The 17310-nt window shown below is 66.6% G+C and carries 16 protein-coding genes and 1 pseudogene; 9 read left to right on the top strand and 8 right to left on the bottom strand.

The window, feature by feature from the left end:
* Window positions 1-77 precede the first annotated feature (77 nt).
* The 7 genes and pseudogenes from urtA to MJ956_RS00470 form a co-directional block, all read right to left on the bottom strand.
* Window positions 78-1388 (bottom strand): urea ABC transporter substrate-binding protein, encoded by a 1311-nt coding sequence (gene urtA, locus MJ956_RS00500; RefSeq protein ID WP_253962524.1) that lies wholly within the window; start codon window positions 1386-1388, stop codon window positions 78-80.
* 234 nt (window positions 1389-1622) lie between these two features.
* Window positions 1623-1832 (bottom strand): hypothetical protein, encoded by a 210-nt coding sequence (locus tag MJ956_RS00495; RefSeq protein ID WP_253962523.1) that lies wholly within the window; start codon window positions 1830-1832, stop codon window positions 1623-1625.
* A 176-nt stretch (window positions 1833-2008) separates the two neighbouring features.
* A complete protein-coding gene (locus tag MJ956_RS00490; protein WP_253962522.1) occupies window positions 2009-2821 on the bottom strand; it encodes a formylmethanofuran dehydrogenase subunit C in 813 nt (270 codons plus the stop codon).
* On the bottom strand, window positions 2818-3753 hold the full coding sequence (gene fhcD / locus MJ956_RS00485; protein WP_253962521.1) for a formylmethanofuran--tetrahydromethanopterin N-formyltransferase: 936 nt from the start codon (window positions 3751-3753) through the stop codon (window positions 2818-2820). The genes MJ956_RS00490 and fhcD overlap by 4 nt, the downstream gene beginning before the upstream one ends.
* A pseudogene (locus MJ956_RS00480) lies at window positions 3741-5381 on the bottom strand (formylmethanofuran dehydrogenase subunit A). The gene fhcD and the pseudogene MJ956_RS00480 overlap by 13 nt, the downstream one beginning before the upstream one ends.
* Entirely contained in the window at window positions 5378-6493 is a 1116-nt protein-coding gene (locus MJ956_RS00475) for a molybdopterin-binding domain-containing protein (RefSeq protein WP_253962520.1), read from the bottom strand. The pseudogene MJ956_RS00480 and the gene MJ956_RS00475 overlap by 4 nt, the downstream one beginning before the upstream one ends.
* A 76-nt stretch (window positions 6494-6569) precedes the next feature.
* Window positions 6570-6941, bottom strand: a complete 372-nt coding sequence (locus MJ956_RS00470) for a 4a-hydroxytetrahydrobiopterin dehydratase (RefSeq protein ID WP_253962519.1) — start codon at window positions 6939-6941, stop codon at window positions 6570-6572.
* Window positions 6942-7023: 82 nt separating this feature from the next.
* On the opposite strand from MJ956_RS00470, the gene MJ956_RS00465 reads away from it, so the two are divergent.
* From MJ956_RS00465 to fae, 7 genes are all read left to right on the top strand, one after another.
* Window positions 7024-8004, top strand: coding sequence for a beta-ribofuranosylaminobenzene 5'-phosphate synthase family protein (locus MJ956_RS00465; protein ID WP_253962518.1), 981 nt, complete (start codon window positions 7024-7026; stop codon window positions 8002-8004).
* 73 nt (window positions 8005-8077) lie between these two features.
* Entirely contained in the window at window positions 8078-8974 is an 897-nt protein-coding gene (locus MJ956_RS00460; protein ID WP_253962517.1) for an NAD(P)-dependent methylenetetrahydromethanopterin dehydrogenase, read from the top strand.
* Window positions 8975-8979: 5 nt separating this feature from the next.
* Complete coding sequence (locus MJ956_RS00455; protein WP_253962516.1) at window positions 8980-10095, top strand: ATP-grasp domain-containing protein; 1116 nt, start codon at window positions 8980-8982, stop codon at window positions 10093-10095.
* Window positions 10092-11063 carry a methenyltetrahydromethanopterin cyclohydrolase gene (mch, locus tag MJ956_RS00450; protein ID WP_253962515.1) on the top strand — a complete coding sequence of 324 codons (972 nt, stop codon included), beginning with the start codon at window positions 10092-10094 and terminating at the stop codon, window positions 11061-11063. Before MJ956_RS00455 ends, mch begins: the two co-directional genes overlap by 4 nt.
* Window positions 11056-12003 (top strand): RimK family alpha-L-glutamate ligase, encoded by a 948-nt coding sequence (locus MJ956_RS00445; protein WP_253962514.1) that lies wholly within the window; start codon window positions 11056-11058, stop codon window positions 12001-12003. Before mch ends, MJ956_RS00445 begins: the two co-directional genes overlap by 8 nt.
* Window positions 12000-12884: a triphosphoribosyl-dephospho-CoA synthase gene (locus MJ956_RS00440; protein ID WP_253962513.1), complete on the top strand. Its 885-nt coding sequence runs from the start codon at window positions 12000-12002 to the stop codon at window positions 12882-12884. Before MJ956_RS00445 ends, MJ956_RS00440 begins: the two co-directional genes overlap by 4 nt.
* Window positions 12885-13128: 244 nt before the next feature.
* The gene (gene fae, locus MJ956_RS00435) at window positions 13129-13638 is read left to right on the top strand and encodes a formaldehyde-activating enzyme (protein WP_253962512.1); all 510 of its coding nucleotides are present in this window, start codon (window positions 13129-13131) and stop codon (window positions 13636-13638) included.
* A gap of 142 nt (window positions 13639-13780) precedes the next feature.
* On the opposite strand, the gene MJ956_RS00430 is transcribed toward fae, so the two are convergent.
* Window positions 13781-14488 carry a HisA/HisF-related TIM barrel protein gene (locus MJ956_RS00430; protein WP_253962511.1) on the bottom strand — a complete coding sequence of 236 codons (708 nt, stop codon included), beginning with the start codon at window positions 14486-14488 and terminating at the stop codon, window positions 13781-13783.
* Window positions 14489-14561: 73 nt separating this feature from the next.
* Between MJ956_RS00430 and MJ956_RS00425 the strand changes: the two genes are divergently transcribed.
* Window positions 14562-15590 carry a hydantoinase/oxoprolinase family protein gene (locus MJ956_RS00425; protein WP_253962510.1) on the top strand — a complete coding sequence of 343 codons (1029 nt, stop codon included), beginning with the start codon at window positions 14562-14564 and terminating at the stop codon, window positions 15588-15590.
* A gap of 299 nt (window positions 15591-15889) precedes the next feature.
* Window positions 15890-17248 (top strand): hypothetical protein, encoded by a 1359-nt coding sequence (locus MJ956_RS00420; RefSeq protein WP_253962509.1) that lies wholly within the window; start codon window positions 15890-15892, stop codon window positions 17246-17248.
* Window positions 17249-17310 lie beyond the last annotated feature (62 nt).

Genomic DNA, 17310 nt, shown 5'->3' with positions numbered 1-17310 from the left:
CACGGGGACGGCCGGCATGGCCGCCCCCGCTCGGTCGCGCCTTGGGAGGAAGGCGGACGTCTAGGAGCCGCGGAGCCTCATTTGGCGGCCGCCTGTTCGCTGCCGCAGCTCTCGGTTTCGGTATTGTAGTTGCCGCAGTTGATCGGATCGGTCCAATCGGCTTTCAGCATTTTGGAATCCGGCAGGAAGTCCGACCAGGCGTCGCCCTCGACGAGATCGGTCTCCTCGACCACGTCGAACTGGCCCTCCTCGTTGATCTCCCCGATCAGCACCGGCTTGGTGATGTGGTGGTTGGGCAGCATCCTGGCGGTGCCGCCGGTCAGGTTCGGCACTTCGACGCCCGGGAGCGCGGCGATGACGGCGTCGGCGTCGGTGGTGCCGGCCTTTTCGACCGCTTTCACCCACATGTTGAAGCCGATATAGTGGGCTTCCATCGGGTCGTTGGTCACACGGCTGTCGTCGCCGATATAGGCTTTCCACTTCTCGATGAATTCGGCGTTTTCGGGCGTGTCGACCGACTGGAAATAGTTACAGGCGGCGAGGTGGCCGACCAGCGGCCCGGTGTCGATACCGGCGAGTTCCTCCTCACCGACGGAGAAGGCCACGACGGGGATGTCGGTCGCCTCGATGCCCTGATTGGCGAGCTCCTTGTAGAACGGCACGTTGGCGTCGCCATTCACCGTCGAGACAACCGCCGTCTTCTTGCCGGTCGCGCCGAACTCCTTGATCGACGACACCTCAGTCTGCCAGTCGGAAAAGCCGAACGGCGTGTAGTTGACCTTGATGTCCTCGGCCGCGACGCCCTTGTCCTTCAGATACTGCTCGAGGATCTTGTTGGTGGTTCGCGGATAAACGTAGTCGGTGCCTTCCAGCACCCAGCGCTCGACGCCCTCTTCCATCAGATAATCGACGGCCGGGATCGCCTGCTGGTTCGGGGCGGCACCGGTGTAGAAGATATTGCGCGAGGATTCCTCGCCCTCGTACTGCACCGGGTAGAACACGACCGTGTTCAGTTCCTCGGCCACTGGCAGGATCGATTTCCGCGACACCGACGTCCAGCAGCAGAACACCGCCGATACCTCCTGTGCCGAGACGTGGTCGCGCATCTTTTCAGCAAACAGCGGCCAGTCCGAGGCGGGGTCGACGACGACCGCCTCGAGCGGCCGGCCAAGCAGACCGCCCTTGGCGTTCTGTTCCTCGATCAGCATCTCCATGACGTCCTTGAGGGTCGTCTCGGAGATCGCCATCGTGCCCGACAGCGAATGCAGGACGCCGACCTTGATCGGCTCGCCGGAAGGTTTCTCCTGGGCGGCAGCGCCAGTCAGCGCCACGCTGGCCATGGTGGCCGCGGCCGCGGCGCCGCGAAGCCAAGTGATGGGGGTTGTCATACGCGCTCTCCAGTTGTTTCGCCCCCCGTTGTCATCGGGGATCACGACTGGATGGTTTGCAAAGCGCGTGCCAAATGCCGTTAATGGCCGCAGGGAGGCGCGGACAGCCCGGTGACGGCGGCTTCGCAGACGCGGTGGCGAAACTGCGCCAGGGCTGCGTCGCCTATATTTTATGCATATTCATGGCGCGCGACCGATTTCGCCGAAAAATTGAGCAAGCACGATAACCGCCGATCAGATCGGCTGTTTGCGCTCATCCGGCCAGCCGCAGCGCCAGCTCTTGATCGCCCATTGCGGATGGTCGCCGGCCCAGGCCGCGACATAGGGCGTCGACAGCATCATGCATTGGGCGAGCGAGCCACGACTTTGATAGGAAAGCCGCTCTTCCTTGCAGCTCGCGGGGTTGGACGCCATGCAGACTGTCAGGATCAGATCGATCATCATGTCCGTCGTTTCTCCCTGGATGGATGCGCCGATGCCCTGCCGACATCGTCGTGGTGTCGTGAGATACGGGCGACATCGTCTTTTGGATGCGAACTTGATCACGGCCCCGGCGACCCGGCCAGGAATCCGCCCAGCCGAAAGGCGGCAGTACCGCGATCGTGACCGGGCGGCGGCCGTTAGCTCAGCGGCAAGAAGATTTCGCCCTTGCCGAGAACGGCGGTGTCGCCGCCGATGCGGCGCATCGGCGCGCCATCGAACGGCACCCCACCGATGTCGCCGGCGGCGAATTCCTCCGCCATCAGCTTGAGGATCAGCAGATCCGCCGGGCCGTTGTCGAGAAAGGTGGGAGTGAGCCGTTCGGCACCACCGCACAGGACCAGCGTGCCGCGCTTCATCAACCGCCCCGGCGCGCCGCGCGCCAGCCCGCCGACCACGAGCGTGCCGGCGATCATGCGGCTGCCGGCGTTCTCGCCCACCGCTCCATCGACAACGATGGTGCCGCGCCGCATCCGGTCGGCCGCCCGCGTGCCGGCGCTGCCGCCGACGCGGATCGCGCCGCCGCGCATGCCGACCATCTCGCCGGCCATCGGACCGCCGAGAAAATCGCCCGTATCGCCGCCGATCGACAGGAAGCCGCCGCTCATGCCGGAGCCGGCGAGGCCGCCGACCGAGCCCGTGACGGTTAGCCGGCCGCCGCGCATCAGCCGGCCGATCCGCCAGCCGGCGTCGCCATCGACATGGATCGCGCCGCCGTCCATCGCCTCGCCGATCCGGTCGAAGCGCTCCGACCCGCCCTCCAAGCGGATCATCGCGGGGTCGTTGCCGGACAGGGCGAAGATGTCCCCGACGGTCACGAGCTGCTTCGTCGTGCCGATCGGCAGCGCCGCGATCTCGGAGAGGTCAAGCTTCGCCAGATGGCCCGGCGTCAGGATCGACAGATCGAGGCGCTGATCGGGTTCCGCCCTCTTGCGGAAGGTCAGGCCGCTCATGGCACGAGATCCTTGAGGTGAAAGTGATGCGGGCCGAGACCGCCGCCAAAATTGCCGACGCCGATCCTGAGCGCCCCCTCCTCCGGCCCCAAATCGATGACGGCTTTCAGCCCGGCCCGCATGGCGTCTGCCACCGCCTTGGCCGACAGTCCGTCGATGACGGTCTCCAGCACCGACCCTATCTCCGGACCGAGCGCGGATCGCGTCACCCCCTTCAGGGTCGGGCAATAGGCCTCGTTGGTCGAGGCCATCATGCCCTTGTATTTGCCGCCGATCTTGGAGCCTGAGCGCACGATGCCACCTGGAAACGGCATGATCACGTCGGGAACGTCCCGCATGGCCGCGACGGCGGCCCCGGCCGCGGCGAGCGCCTGCCGGCTCCCGGCCGCCATGAACAGGAGATTGCCGCCGCCGACACCCTCCTTGGTGACGCCGGTTTTCGCCTCGCAGACGAATTCGCCCTCCATCACCGGAATTCGCCAGTAATGCCGGGTTCCGAACTTCTTGGAGATCTGCCAGCCATCGGCGAAATAGCGGATCGCCGAGCCGAGATCGATCATCGTGTCGCTGGCGAGATCGGCGTAGCAGGCCGAGCTCGGGCTGGTGAGGATGCACTGGCCGAGCCGCGTCCCGAGTTGCGCGGCCAGGCTTTTGGTGTCCATCGCGAAGATCAGGATACGCACGCCCGGCCGGCCGTCGCGGGTCTCCCGTGGCGTCAGCACCCGGTCGATCCCCGCCTCGCAGCCGCAGGCGATCACCGAGGTGGCAAAGCCCGTGAAGGAGCGGGCCGCTTCCAGCGCCCACTTTTCGCTGTCGGCGGTGACCTGGATCGCCGTGCCGCGCATCGGGAAGGCTTCGGCGAAGCTGTCGTCGATGGCGACGCCGTTGATCGTCATTGTGCCGTGCGGCGCGCCTTCGCTCATGTCCGGCATGGCACCACCTTGAATGGATCGTCGCGCCCGATCGCGTAATCCGGCACCTGGAACCATCGCGCCGGCAGGCCGGTCCGCTCGTCGAAATAGGTCTCCAGACGCTTTGCCATCGCCTTGTCGGCTTCCGGCCGCACGGTGAGGGTTCTCCCCGAAGGACGGGTGACCACCTGCCCGTCCTTCACGACGAGAACGCCATCCTTGAACACATAGGCGGCGCGGCTAAACATCGCCGCCTTGTCGTCGCCGGGCCGGTAGACCGCGACATCGGCGACGGCGCCCTTGCCGAGATGGCCGCGATCGGTGGTGCCGAGCAGCCGCGCCGGCGCGGCGCGGGTCATGGTGGCGATTTCCTTCAGCGTGTATTCGCGGGCGATATCCGGCAGGATCGTCATGTCCAGCACCGATTTCGGCAGGGTTTCCAGCCAGCGCTGGCGCACGCCGCGATCCATCAGCAGCGCGAAGATGTCCGGATAGGCGGTAAACGGCGCGCCGTTCGGATGGTCGGTGGTGAAGAACACGCGGGCCGGATCCTCGATCAAAAGGAACAGCTCCAGCCCGATCGCCCATTGCAGCGCGTTGAAATAGCTCGATTGTCTGTAATCCATCGGCACGACGCCGCCGCCATTCGCATCGTGGTCGAAAATCACCGTTTTGCGTGGGCTCGCCTGGCCGCGCCCGGCGAACTGCCGCAATTCGTCCGCGGAGATCGTCACCGTCTGTCCAAACATCACCTGGCCGATGTCGACGGTGATCTCCACGGTCGCGTTGACCAGTTCGGCGAGCCGTTGGCCCTCGGACGAGAACCCGCGCTTGCCGCCGGCGCCGTAGCCGTAGAATTGCAGATGCGCCAGATGCAGCGGCACACCCTCGGCCGCCGCGATGGTCGCCCCGGCCGCCGCGGCCGCATCCCCCGGGACCCCGAGATTGTTGCAATGGACATGTAGCGGATGCGGAATGCCAAGCCTGGTCACCGCCGTCTGCAGCGACTTGACGATCCTGCGTGAGGACACGCCGTAGTCCGGCACCTAGTCGTCGAAGCCGAAGTGGCGGACATTTTCCTTGAAGGCGGCCGATCCGCCGGCATTGATGCATTTGACGCCGAGCGCGCGGGACGCCGCGACCGTCCAGGCGACATAATCCTGAATCGCGTTCTCGCTTTCGCCGTCGCGGATCATCCCCATCAGGAAATCGTCGTTTCCGAGGACGACCAGCGTCGCCGTGTCGATGATCGGGATGTCGGCGAGTTCGAGATGGGCGTGCAGCGCCGACGACGGCGCCATCGCCGGCTCGACGACGGTGGTGAAACCCATTTCGGCGTAGCGCAGCCCGGTTTCCTCGGTCGTCCAGCCGACCTTCGACAGCGCCGTCGCGCCCGGCCGAGACTGGAAGGCGCGATGGAACTCCGGCAACAGCAGCCGCGCCGTGTTCACATGTCCGCCGGCGATGTGGGAGTGGATGTCGATCGCCCCGCCCATGACGATCAGGCCCTTGCAGTCGATGGTTTCGCCGGGCGCGCTGCCGTCGGCGGGTGGATCGACAATATGGCCGTCCGCGATGAACAGGTCGGCGACGGCGTCGCGGCCGTTCGCCGGATCGACGATATGGCCGTCCTTCAGCCGCGTCATCATCGCGACGCCTCGCCGAGCGCCGCCGCGATCGTGGCAAGAATGGCGGCCGCCGGGGGCGCATCGTTTTCCGCGCTTGCCGGAACCGGCACGAAGCTGCCGAATGTGCCGTCGAAAAGGACGCCATCGTGATCGCGGCCGGCCATGGCAACCTCGACGCCGATCGCGGGGGTAGCGGTCCAGGCATCGCCGGGCGCGGTGACGGCGATCGCCGGCACCCGCCCCGCCCATTCCGGCTCGGCAATTCCAGTCCCGTCCAGCGCCGCGACATGGATGGCAAGATCCGCCTCGCCCGAGGCGAGCAGTCGACCCGCCTCGAAAAGCTGGGGATCGTGGTCGGGAAAGCCGCGCGCGAAGCTCGTGCGCAGCGGAAAGCCGGTCGACCAGGTATTGGCCATCGCGGCCGCATAGGCCTGATCGCGGCCGAACACCGGCAGGCTGGTGAACCGGGTCTCGGCATTGAGGTCCAAGACCAGGCCGGCGAGCATCTCGAGCCAGAGGCCGTCCATCGCGGCGGGCGAGAAGATCGCGCAGCCGAAGGCCGCCTCCCGAAGCCATGCCGCGATGTCATGCGCGTGCTCGGCCGAAAGTGGCCCGTCACCGAACCGATGCCTGGCGAGCGCGGCCCGGATCATCGCGAGGCCATCGACGATCCGGTCCGCCGGGCAGTCTATCGGCTCGACCACGACCGCGTTCGGCAAGGTCGAGCCATCGGATGGCGCACCGAGCCACAGCGCCTGTCGCTCGGCACCGCCCGTGCGCTTGCCGAGATCGGGTCTGTTCGAGAAGAGGAATTGCGGCAGGTCTGGCGCCGGGTCGAAAGCGTCTGGTCCGACGATCAGCACGCGGTCGGCGCGGCGCCGGATTTCCGCCGGCGCGCCGAGCATCATGCCGCCGTCGCGAAGCGCCGAAATCAGCGGATAGATATCACTCGATCCCGCGTGATCGATCACGCCGCCAGCGATACGGCAGAGCGCGATCGCCGCCTGCATACCGGCGAGATCGGTCGTCAGTCCGGTGATAAGGGGAAGCCGGCTCCGGCTGATGAGGTTGGCCGCCGCCCGAACCGCTTCCTCCATGGACACCGGCCGTCCCTCGATCCATGCCTTGCGCAAGTCGCTTCGCTTTCTGTGCCCGTGTACCAAACCTACAGCCTCGCCCGCCAAGGTCAAAGGGCGAAGGCGTAACCGTCTATTTCTTGTCGTATTTGATGTAGGCGAAGCGCGGATCGTCGGGTGTACCCTGCAGCGGGCCATCCTGCTTGCCCGGCTGCCACATCACCACCTCCTCGATCTTCTTGGCGAGGGCGAAGTCCGACGCGGTGATGCCCTTGGCGGCGTGATTCATCAGCCGCACCTCCACCCAGGCGTAGGATGCGGTCAGGTCCGGATGGTGAAACGCGGCCTCCGCCAGATGACCGACGGTGTTGATCACCATGAGCGTGCCTTTCCAGCCCGCGGTCTTGTAGGTGCGGCGAATCCAGCCGTCCTCCAGGCGCCAGGTCGGCAGTTCCGCCTTGAGCCATTCCTCGACTTCGGCGTCCGAATAGGTCCTGGCTGCCATCGATTTTCTCCCTCGCTCTCACTTGCCCGATGCGTTTCCGTCGCAATAATAGGGTGCGGGCACCTCGAAAGCAGGGGACATCGTGACAGAAGACGTCGTCAACGTCTCAGCGCCCGCACGCCTGCATCTGGGTTTTCTCGATCCCGGCGGCCGGTCCGGCCGTCGGTTCGGCGGCATCGGCCTTGCCCTCGACGCCCCGTCGACGTGCCTGTCGATCCGCCGCGCCGGGCATGATCGCGTCGAAGGCGCGGACGCCGAACGGGCGGCGGAGCATCTTGCCGCCATGCGTCGTCATCTGGGCGTCGACCAGGCCCACGAGTTGACGATCGAGGAAGCGATCCCCGCCCATGCCGGGCTCGGCTCCGGCACGCAGCTGGCGCTCGCCGTCGCCGCCGGACTGCGGACCCTCGAAGGTTTTCCGACCGACTATGCCGGCGACGCCGCCCGGTTGGGCCGCGGCAACCGCTCCGGCCTCGGCGCGTCGTTCTTCGGCCAGGGAGGTCTCGCCGTCGACGGGGGCAAGCGCACGCAAGACCGACCACCGCCGATCATTTCGCGTTTTCCCTTTCCAACGGACTGGCGGGTCATCCTCGTTCTCGAGCCGGCCAATGTGGGTCTCCACGGACCGGACGAGATCGCGGCTTTCGACGCCCTGCCACCGTTTCCGGAAAGCGAAACGGCGGAAATCTGCCGGCTGGTGCTGATGCAGACGCTGCCCGGCCTCGCCGAAGCGGACATCGCCGCCTTCGGCGACTCCATCGCGACCATCCAAGAGATGGTCGGCGGCCACTTCGCCCCGGCGCAGGGCGGCGTCTTCGCGAGCCCGCGCGTCGCGCGCGCCTGTTCCCTACTCGCCGAAGGCGGCGCCCACGGCATCGGCCAGAGCTCCTGGGGGCCGACCGGCTTCGCCTTCGCCGCATCGGCGCAAGAGGCTGAGCGGCTGGTTGACGCGACGCGGGCCCAGGGCACGGCACAAGACCTCGACATCCGCATCGTCGCCGGACGCAATCGCGGTGCCGGCGTCGAGCGCGCTTCGCGCCGGCAACTAGCGGGCGCGGGCTAGGCCGCGGCGAAGCGGCGAGACCCGCCCGGCCATTCGACCGGGCGAATGACAACGAATTTCTGGAGGAACGGGAATGACCGAGAAGAACATTCTTCACATGCTCACCCCGCACAAGCATGTCAGCCCGTTCGACGTGAACATGGCGCTCGACGCCGGCTATGACGCGGTCGTGCCATACGAAAACGTCGAACTCGGCGAGGTCGCCGATCTTGTCCAAGACGTCATCTTTTCGCGCCCGCCGAAATGGGGGACGGCGTCGGGCCTTTTCTTCGGCGGCAATGACGCGATCCTCGCCCTCGACATGATCGACGCGGCCAGGAAGGCGCTGGTGCCGCCCTTCGGCGCCAACCTCGTCGCCGATCCGGCCGGCTCCTTTACCACGGCGGCGGCGATGGTCGCCTGCGTCGAAAAGCTGTTGCAGGACAAGAAGGACCGGTCGTTGAAGGATACGTCGATCGCGGTCTTTGGCGCGACCGGCGTCGTCGGCTACTCGGCCGCCGTCATCGCCGCCCTCGAAGGCGCCAAGGTGACGATCGTCGGCTATAGCGGCCTCAAGCGCGTCGAGGATCGAGCCACGGAGATCAAGGACCGCTTCGGCGTCGAGGTGAAGCCCGCCGACGGCTCCGATGAAGCGAAGCAGAACGCCATTCTGAAGGAGGCTGACGTGATCCTTTCGGCCGCGAGAGCCGGGATTCGCGTGCTCGACGCCAACCAGTTGAAGCAGGCGTCCGGGCTCCTCGTCGCCGCGGACGTGAACGCCGTGCCTCCCTCCGGCAGCGAGGAGATCGAGGTGATGGACAACGGTAAGGCGATCGGCGGCACGAATGCGCTAGGGGTGGGGGCGCTGGCCATCGGCAACGTCAAATATCAGACCGAATCCGGCCTGTTCAAACGCATGATCGAGGCCGACGAGCCGCAAATCCTCGATTTCCGCGACGCCTTCGCGCTTGCCCGAACGCTGGTCGAATAGTTGCCATGGCCCGCCCGACCGTCCTCGTCGCCGCCTTCTCGGCCCGGCAGATCGCCGCAAGCGCGCGGCGCGCCGGCTACGACGCGCTGGCGGTCGACTTCTTCGGCGATCTCGACCTGAACGAGAGCGCCCTTCGCGGCGAGGTTCTGCGGGGTCATTACCCGAACGGCTTCGACGGGGCCGATCTTCTAGGCGCTCTGAACCGGTTGGCGAAGGGCCAGTCGCCGGTCGGCATCGTCTATGGCGCCGGTTTCGAGGATCGGCCGGAGCTGATCGCGGCGATCGCCGCGCGCTGGCCGCTGCTCGGCAATGACGCCGATGCCGTGCGGACGCTGAAGGACCCGGAGCGCTTCGCCGCGCTCTGCGCCGAGGCCGGCGTCCCGCATCCCGAAATTCGCCGCGACCCGCCTGAGGACGCGTCCGATTGGCTGTCCAAGCAGATCGGCGGCGCCGGCGGCAGCCATGTGCATCCGGCCGCCAGCGCGCCGCCGGCGCCGGATCGCTATTTTCAGCGCTTCGTTGCCGGCGAGAGATGGTCTGCGGGTATCGTCGCGGCCGGCCGCAAGGTGGCGCTGCTTGGCTTCACCCGGCAATGGTCCGCGCCATCGACCGCCGAGCCCTACCGTTATGGCGGCGCGGTTGGCCCCATGCGGGCGCCGGAGCCGGCCGGTCGCGACATGCTGGCGCAAATCGAACGCCTCGCCGCGTGCCTCCCGCTCACCGGCCTCTGCAGCGTCGATTTCGTGCTGGCGCCCGGGGGCCCGGTGCTGCTCGAGATCAATCCGCGCGCCGGCGCCACCATCGACGTCTTCGATACCGACGAGCAACCGCTTTTCGCCCTGCATCTCAGCGCCTGCCTGGGCCGGTTGCCGGACCGCTTCATCGGCCCGCATCGCCCGCGCGCGACCGGCCTTGCCTGGGCGGACGCAGACGTCAAGCTGCCGGAGCACTTCGTCTGGCCGAACTGGACGCGCGACCGCACAGGCGTGCCGGCCACGTTCCATGCCGGCCAGCCGCTTTGCACGATCGTCGCCGAGGCGGCGACCCCGGCCGCGGCGCGGGCTCTGTTCGACAGTCGCCTCGCCGACATGCAAGAACGAGGAAGGAGGAAAGCGGCATGAGCGGGGCCCAAAGACTATCGGTGAACCAGGGCGTTCTCCCCCTGATCGCTATGATGAAGACGCGGCCCGCCGAACTCAGGCTCGCCATCGCGACGGGCGCGGCCGGGGAGACCCTGATCGACGCGGGCGCATCGGTTCCCGGCAGCCTCGAGGCGGGCCGGCTGATCACCGAGATCTGTCTCGGCGGCCTCGGCACGGTCAGCATTCAAGCGGCGTCACATCTGCCGCGCTGGCCGTTCAGCTTGACCGTCCGCTCCTCGCAGCCGGTCGTGGCCTGCCTCGGCAGCCAATATGCCGGCTGGAAGCTGACGAATGGCGACGGCGAGGATTCCTATTTCTCGATGGGCTCGGGTCCAGCCCGGGCGCTCGCCGGCAAGGAGGAGTTGTTCAAGGATATCGTCTATGCCGACCGCGGCGACGTCGCCACGCTGGTGCTCGAAGCCGCCAGCCCGCCACCCGAGAAGCTCGTCCGCCAGATCGCCGCGGACTGCGATGTCGCCCCGGAAAATCTCGTCGTCATCTTCGCGCCGACCCAGAGCCTTGCCGGCTCGGTGCAGATCGTGGGCCGCGTCCTCGAGGTCGCGCTGCACAAGGCACATGCATTGAAATTCGACCTGTCGCGCATCGTCGAGGGCATGGGTGGCGCCCCGCTCAGCCCGCCGCACCCGGATTTGGTGACGGCGATGGGTCGCACCAACGACGCGGTCATCTACGGCGGCCGCATCCTCCTCCACGTCACCGGTCCCGCCGCCGACGCCAGGAGCCTCGCCGAGCAGCTTCCGAGCAGCACGTCGAAGGATTACGGCACGCCTTTTGCCGAGATCTTCCGCCGATCCGAAGGCGATTTCTACAAGATCGACCCGATGCTGTTTTCACCGGCCGAGGTCGCCATCGTCGCGCTCGATACCGGCGAGACATTCAGAGGCGGCGCGGTCGATCCAAAGCGCGTCGACGCGTCCCTTGACTGATGCGCGCTCCCTGGGTCCGGCGCGGATCCTGCTCGTCACCGCCCGGATCGACCGGCACGCACGTGAGTTGATCCGGGCGATGCGCGAGCGCGGCGCGCAGGTCTATACGTCGGGTCTCGCCGAGATCGGCTTCGACACCGGCTCGGCCAGCGGGCTGACCATCCCGCATTTCGGCCAAAACCTTCCCGATGCGGTCTGTGTCCGCGCCATGGACGCCGGCAGTTTCGAGCAGGTAACCCGCCGGCTCGGTGTGCTGCACGCCTTGGCGCAGCTTGGAGTCTTCGTGTCGAACGATGCGCGGGCCATAGAGAACTGTGTCGACAAGTCGATGACCAGCTTCCTGCTTGCCCGCGCGGGTCTGCCAAGCCCGCGCAGCTACGCCGTGGAGTCCCGCGCCGAGGCCTTGCGGATCATGGCGGCAGAAGCTGGACCAATGGTGCTCAAGCCGCTGTTCGGGGCGCAGGGCAAGGGACTGAAGCTGATCCGCGCCGACGACGATCTGCCGCCGGCCGATGAGATCGCCGGCGGGGTCTATTATCTGCAGCGCTTCGCCGGAGTTGAAACGGCCGGGCGTTGGAGCGACGTCCGCATCCTTATCTCGGGCGGCCGGGCGGTCGCATCGATGCGCCGCCAGTCCGCCAGCTGGATCACCAATGTCAAGCAAGGCGCCGAGCCGCTGCCGATGCCGCCCGACAATGAACTCGAGACCCTCGCGATCGCCGCCACGGCAGCCGTCGGCGGCGACTTCTGCGGCGTCGATCTCCTGCGCGACGCAGCCGGGCGCGCGCAGATCATCGAGGTCAATTCGATGCCCGCCTGGACCGGACTGAAAAAGGCCACCGGCCGCGATCTCGCCGCGATCCGCGCGGGCGATCTGCTGGCACGAATAGACGCGCGGCGCGCCGCCGGTGTCCCCCGGCCCTTGTCGGCCGCGGAATGAGCATCGAACCGGCCATGATCGAGGCGGCCTTCCTCGCCGCGTGCCGGGCTGAACTCGATGCCGCCAAGCCGGGCAACGTCCACCGTTTCGCCCCTGGCCACGGGATGAGCGCGGCCATCTTCGAGGCCAGCGCGGTCGCGGCGGCACCCTTCATCGCTTTGCGGTGTGCCCACGTCGGTGCTCGCATTTGGGGCGCCACCGAGGCCAGCTGGGCGGCGGCCGGCATGAACACCAATCTCGGCATCGTGCTCCTCGCCGCGCCGCTCGCGGCGGCCGCGGAGGTCGCCGGCGACTTCTTCGCAAAGCCGGGCCCTCCCATTGACGCACTACGCCGGGCGCTGGAAGCCGTCCTCGCCGATCTCGGGCCGAAGGACGCGCGCGACGTCTTCGCCGCGATCGCGCTCGCCTCCCCCGGCGGTCTCGGCGAAAGGACGACGCACGACGTCCGCTCGCCGCCGTCGATCGGACTGGTCGAGGCGATGCGTCTGGCCGAGGCGGACGATCTCGTCGCCCGGCAATACGCCAATGGATTTCGCGAGGTCTTCGAGATCGGCGTTTCCGCGATCGCAGCGGCTGATCCCGCCGTCGCCCCATGGCCGGGACTTGGCCCGGCCATGGACTGTTTCCTCGCCTTCTCCAGCCGTTTCCCCGACAGCCATATCCTGCGAAAATTTGGCCCCGGCCGCGCCGAAGCGGTGCGGGCGCGCATGGCCACGTTCGCCAAGCATCTGAAGCAGGAAGCAAATCCCGACGCGGCGCTCGCGCTCGCGCTCGGCTTCGACGCCGAGCTCAAAGGCGAAGGCGTCAACGCCGGCACGTCCGCCGATCTGACCGTCGCCAGCCTTTTCGCGATGAAGCTTGCGGAAGCCCTTCGGTGGTGATTGACTGTCGTTCATAGGGGGCCTTTGACCCTTTTGCTATCTGGCTAACCGGTCCCGTGCGGGACGCCGCCAACAAGGATAGCCGTATGCCGGACCTGTCGGGTCCGGCGACCGGGAGGAGGAACGGTCGTGCGGCCTAAATCCAGGCGCGTGGAGATGTTTGCCTTTCGGGAATCGGAAGTTCTTTAACCGGGCCGGCGGGGACGCCGGACCAGTTAGCAGACTATTTGTGGAGGAATAGCTCATGGCAACCGTCAACAAGGTAATGGTCGGCGAATCGCTCGTCGGCGAGGGCAACGAAGTCGCCCATATCGACCTCATCATCGGACCGCGCGGCAGCGCCGCGGAGGCGGCGTTCTGCAACTCGCTGACCAACAACAAGGACGGCTTCACCACGCTGCTCGCGGTGGTGGCCCCGAACCTTCCGTGCAAGCCGAACACGGTGATGTTCAACAAGGTCACCATCAAGGGCGCCAAGCAGGCCGTCCAGATGTTCGGCCCGGCCCAGACCGCCGTGGCGCGCGCCGTCGCCGACTCGGTCGAAAAGGGGATCATCCCGGCCGCCGAGGCCGACGACCTGTTCATCTGCGTCGGCGTCTTCATCCACTGGGAAGCCGAGGACGACGCGAAGATCCGCGACTACAACTACCAGGCGACAATGGAGTCGATCGAGCGCGCCATCAAGGGCACGCCGACGGCGCAGGAAGTCGTGGCCAAGAAGGGCACGGCGGCGCACCCGTTCGCCGGGACTTAGACAAGAAACCATCCCGGAAAAGACGACAAGCCGGCGATGCCCGCCGGCCTTCTCCGGCGATTGGCCGCCAAATTCGGTTTCCAGTAGAGACCGGCCTTCCAAGGAAGCGAACCACAGGAAAAGGGGCTCAAGCGGCCCCTTTTCATTGCCCCCGATCGGCAAAACGCCGCAAGACCTCCGGCGACAGTCGCCCGTCATGCAGCGCCGTCGACACCAGCGCGCCGGCGACACCGGCCTGTTCCAGCGCCTCGACATCCTCCGGCCCCCTGACCCCGCCGGCAGCAAAGACAGCTCGTCCCTCGGCGCGCGCGACGATGGCGCCCAAACGGTCAAGGTCCGGGCCGGCGCCGCTGCCGACCCGCGAAAGCGTCATGACGATCACCCGGTCGGGCCAGTGGTTCGTATTCTGAAGAATCTCCGGCGGCCCCAGAAACGCGTCGCCCTTGAAATCCAGCGACAGGATGACCCGCTCCGGGCGGGTAAGCGCCGCAAGCGCCGCCGCATCCACGATCGATTCGGTACCCATCACCGCGTGCTGGCGCGGCGCCCGTTGCAGGCGTTCGGCCTCGGCCGCCGTCTCCAGCCCGGCATCGACCCAGAACGCCGTCTTCGGAAAGGCGGCGCTCAGCGCGGCGAGCGCGGCCGCGTTCGCCGGCCGCCCCTCGATCGCGTCGAGATCAGCAACATAAAAAGCTGAGAAGGTTCCCAGTCCCGCCATCCCCTTGGCGACCGCGACCGGATCGGCGCTGGCGCTGAGCGGTGTTTCGATCGGCCGGTAGTTTTGGCGATCGCCCATGACGCCGCGCACGACAAGGCCGCTCTTGATATCGAGCACGGGAATAATCCGCATGAACCCTCCGGGTCGCGTCGCGTGAACATTCGATGGTATAGGAGGGCGCATATCAGAAGTGGACGGGAAGAGCATGACGAGAACGCTGGGGTGGGATGTCGGCGGCGCGCATTTGAAGGCGGCGCTGGCCGACGGGGATCGCGTCCTGAAGGTCTGGCAGGAGCCAAGTCCGATCTGGCAGGGCCTCGATCATCTCGATGCCGCTCTCGCCAAGATCTTTTCCGAGGTGGCCGGCGTCGATCGCCACGCCATCACCATGACCGGGGAACTCTCCGACATATTCGCGTCCCGGCCCGAGGGGGTCGCGCATCTGACCCGGGTCTTCACCGAGCGTTTGTCCGGCGACATCTCGCTCTATGCCGGCCCGGCGGGCTTCGTCTCGACGAGCGATGCCGGCGCCCATGCCGCCGAGATCGCCTCGGCGAACTGGCACGCGAGCGCGGCGCTGGCGGCCGCCTCGATCGAGGAGGCGCTGTTTCTGGACATGGGCTCGACCACGACGGACATCGTGCCGGTCAGCGATGGCCAGGTCCGCGCCCGGGGCTTCACCGACCGCGATCGCCTCGTCGAGGGCGAACTCGTCTACCAGGGCTATACCCGCACCCCCCTCATGGCGGTGGAAAAGCGTGTTCCCTTCGCCGGCCGCTCGATCCCGGTGATGAACGAGCATTTTGCCGCCATGGCCGACGTCCAGCGCGTCATCGGCATACTCGACGAGGCCGACGATCTGCATCCGGCCGCCGACAATCAGGAAAAGACGATCGATGCTTCACGCCGGCGGCTGGCCCGCATGGTCGGAATGGATGCCGCGGAGGCCGGGGACGGCGCCTGGGAATGGCTTGCCCACGCCTTTGCCGAGGCGCAGATGCGGCACATCCACGACGCGGCGCTGCAGGTGTTGTCGCGCGAGGATCTGAGCGACGACGCGCCTGTGGTCGTCGCCGGCGCCGGTCGGCCCGTGCTGCGGCGCCTCGCAGCCCGCCTCGACCGCGGCGTCGTCGACTTCTCCGATCTGTTCGATTGCCCGGGCGACATGCGCGACGACATCTGCCGCGCCGCGCCGGCGGCGGCTCTGGCGCTGTTGGCCGAAAGCCGCGGCTGAGCCAATCCGGCGCTCGCCGCAATCAAACGGCGACTGCCACTCCGGGCCATCACGCCGCAGCCGCCAAATCCCGGCCTCCCAGGGACGCCGCACCGCCAGCCAAGCGATGCGAGATAATTACCTGAAAACGAACGGGATTCTCGCACCCATCCGTACTACAACGTAAAATTGTATTTAAATATTGACCAAACGTCATGGTTGCAGCAGACTTACTGCTGCCCGCACTCCCTGTCGCGCCTTTTCCCGGCGCTGCGTGCCGGCCTTTCCGCTTCATTGCTTTGTCATGAAAGGAAGCCCCGATGCCCATCCCCCAAAAGACGATCAAGATCGATTTGGATCCGGCAACGCCGACGGCGCTGACGCCTGAGGAATTGAAGAAGCAACTTCATAATATCGGCTTGAATTGCGAATACACGGATCCGTCGTTTCTGAAGGAATACATCAAGGACGTTCTAGCCAGCATTCCTAACGGCGCCGTCGAGACCTACAGCATCCTCAAGCCGGCGGCGAAGAGCGAAAAGCCGCTGGAAGGCATGCTGGGCGATTTCGTCGAATCCTCCGTCGGAAATTGGATGCCGAGCAGCACCGCGCTGGGCTACGCGGCGGATCTGGAATATCTCGTCTACCAGGAACATTTCGACTGGCTGCACGCCAATCGTCCCAGCTTCACCGGCACGACCGATGCGGAGAATTTCAAACGGCGGTATGATTCTGTGGAGTCGATCAAGAGCGCCTTCGCCAATCTCGCCACCACCGCGTCCTCGGCCCTGGTCAAGGGCTTGGACAAGGGCTCGATCGAGTCGGTGTTCTCCAACGCGATCAGCCCGCTCGACGACGCTCAGGCCCGGGACTACGACAAGAAGGACAGTCGCGTCATCTTCCTGGTCGAGGGCTACGATCCGAACACGAAGGAGGCCGATGCGATCGGGGTGCTCGGCGTCGACTGGCACCTGATGATCAAGGACTACAAGCACAAGAAGCAGGCCGTCAAGCACGACACGACGCTCGACGTGACGGCCCGCGCCGTGCTCTACAGCGACCTTGCCACCATGCAAGCCGACCTCGCCGCCGCCCAGGCGCATTTCAAGGGCAGATCCTTCGGCGGTCGCGGCTATCTGGTCGGCGGCATCCCCGCCCGGGACACCACTGTCGAGATCTACGATCAGCGCCCGCCCGCCAACGGCACCACCTTCCGCAAGAGCCTGCCCCTGGTCGCCACCTCGCAGAAGGCGCAGGTCATCGTGATGTTCGCGCCGGATCTTCAGAATATCGGCAGCATCGACAATACCCGCTCCAAGGCGACGTCCAGCTACGCCAAGAGCGTCACCACCGGCTTTTCTTTCTCCAGCACGCAGGAGATCAGCATCGGCGCCGAATTCGAGGCCGGGATCGTGCTGGTGAAGGGCAAGGTGACAGTCGGCTTTTCGATCTCCTTCACCGAGCAATATTCGAAGGAGACTTCCGAGACGATCAATTTCACCGTCCCGCCCGGTGAGCTCGCCTTCACCTATCAGGGCACGCTGCAGAGCCAGATCCTGGAGTATGATCCGGCCACGGACGCCTACAGCTATCAGGCGGAATCACGCTTCCTGTCGCCCATCATCGCCACGACCGCCGAACCGATCGTCGCCGGCGCCAAAGCGGCCATTATCGCCTGAGTAGAGGTCCGGGCCGGCGTGCGTGAAAACGGCGCCGGCCTCGCCGCCCCCCCCCCCCGGGG

Source organism: Aurantimonas marianensis, assembly GCF_024195285.1.
In the GTDB taxonomy this organism is placed as follows: domain Bacteria; phylum Pseudomonadota; class Alphaproteobacteria; order Rhizobiales; family Rhizobiaceae; genus Aurantimonas; species Aurantimonas marianensis.
The sequence above is the reverse complement of the archived record's forward strand: the minus strand, read 5'-3'. Positions and strand labels throughout refer to the sequence as shown.

What these genes read in the sequence shown, in the direction of transcription:
- urtA (WP_253962524.1), bottom strand. Translation starts at nt 1,388, where the DNA reads ATGACAACCCCCATCACTTGGCTTCGCGGCGCCGCGGCCGCGGCCACC.
- MJ956_RS00495 (WP_253962523.1), bottom strand. Translation starts at nt 1,832, where the DNA reads ATGATGATCGATCTGATCCTGACAGTCTGCATGGCGTCCAACCCCGCG.
- MJ956_RS00490 (WP_253962522.1), bottom strand. Translation starts at nt 2,821, where the DNA reads ATGAGCGGCCTGACCTTCCGCAAGAGGGCGGAACCCGATCAGCGCCTC.
- fhcD (WP_253962521.1), bottom strand. Translation starts at nt 3,753, where the DNA reads ATGCCGGACATGAGCGAAGGCGCGCCGCACGGCACAATGACGATCAAC.
- MJ956_RS00470 (WP_253962519.1), bottom strand. Translation starts at nt 6,941, where the DNA reads ATGGCAGCCAGGACCTATTCGGACGCCGAAGTCGAGGAATGGCTCAAG.
- MJ956_RS00460 (WP_253962517.1), top strand. Translation starts at nt 8,078, where the DNA reads ATGACCGAGAAGAACATTCTTCACATGCTCACCCCGCACAAGCATGTC.
- MJ956_RS00455 (WP_253962516.1), top strand. Translation starts at nt 8,980, where the DNA reads ATGGCCCGCCCGACCGTCCTCGTCGCCGCCTTCTCGGCCCGGCAGATC.
- mch (WP_253962515.1), top strand. Translation starts at nt 10,092, where the DNA reads ATGAGCGGGGCCCAAAGACTATCGGTGAACCAGGGCGTTCTCCCCCTG.
- MJ956_RS00440 (WP_253962513.1), top strand. Translation starts at nt 12,000, where the DNA reads ATGAGCATCGAACCGGCCATGATCGAGGCGGCCTTCCTCGCCGCGTGC.
- fae (WP_253962512.1), top strand. Translation starts at nt 13,129, where the DNA reads ATGGCAACCGTCAACAAGGTAATGGTCGGCGAATCGCTCGTCGGCGAG.
- MJ956_RS00430 (WP_253962511.1), bottom strand. Translation starts at nt 14,488, where the DNA reads ATGCGGATTATTCCCGTGCTCGATATCAAGAGCGGCCTTGTCGTGCGC.
- MJ956_RS00425 (WP_253962510.1), top strand. Translation starts at nt 14,562, where the DNA reads ATGACGAGAACGCTGGGGTGGGATGTCGGCGGCGCGCATTTGAAGGCG.
- MJ956_RS00420 (WP_253962509.1), top strand. Translation starts at nt 15,890, where the DNA reads ATGCCCATCCCCCAAAAGACGATCAAGATCGATTTGGATCCGGCAACG.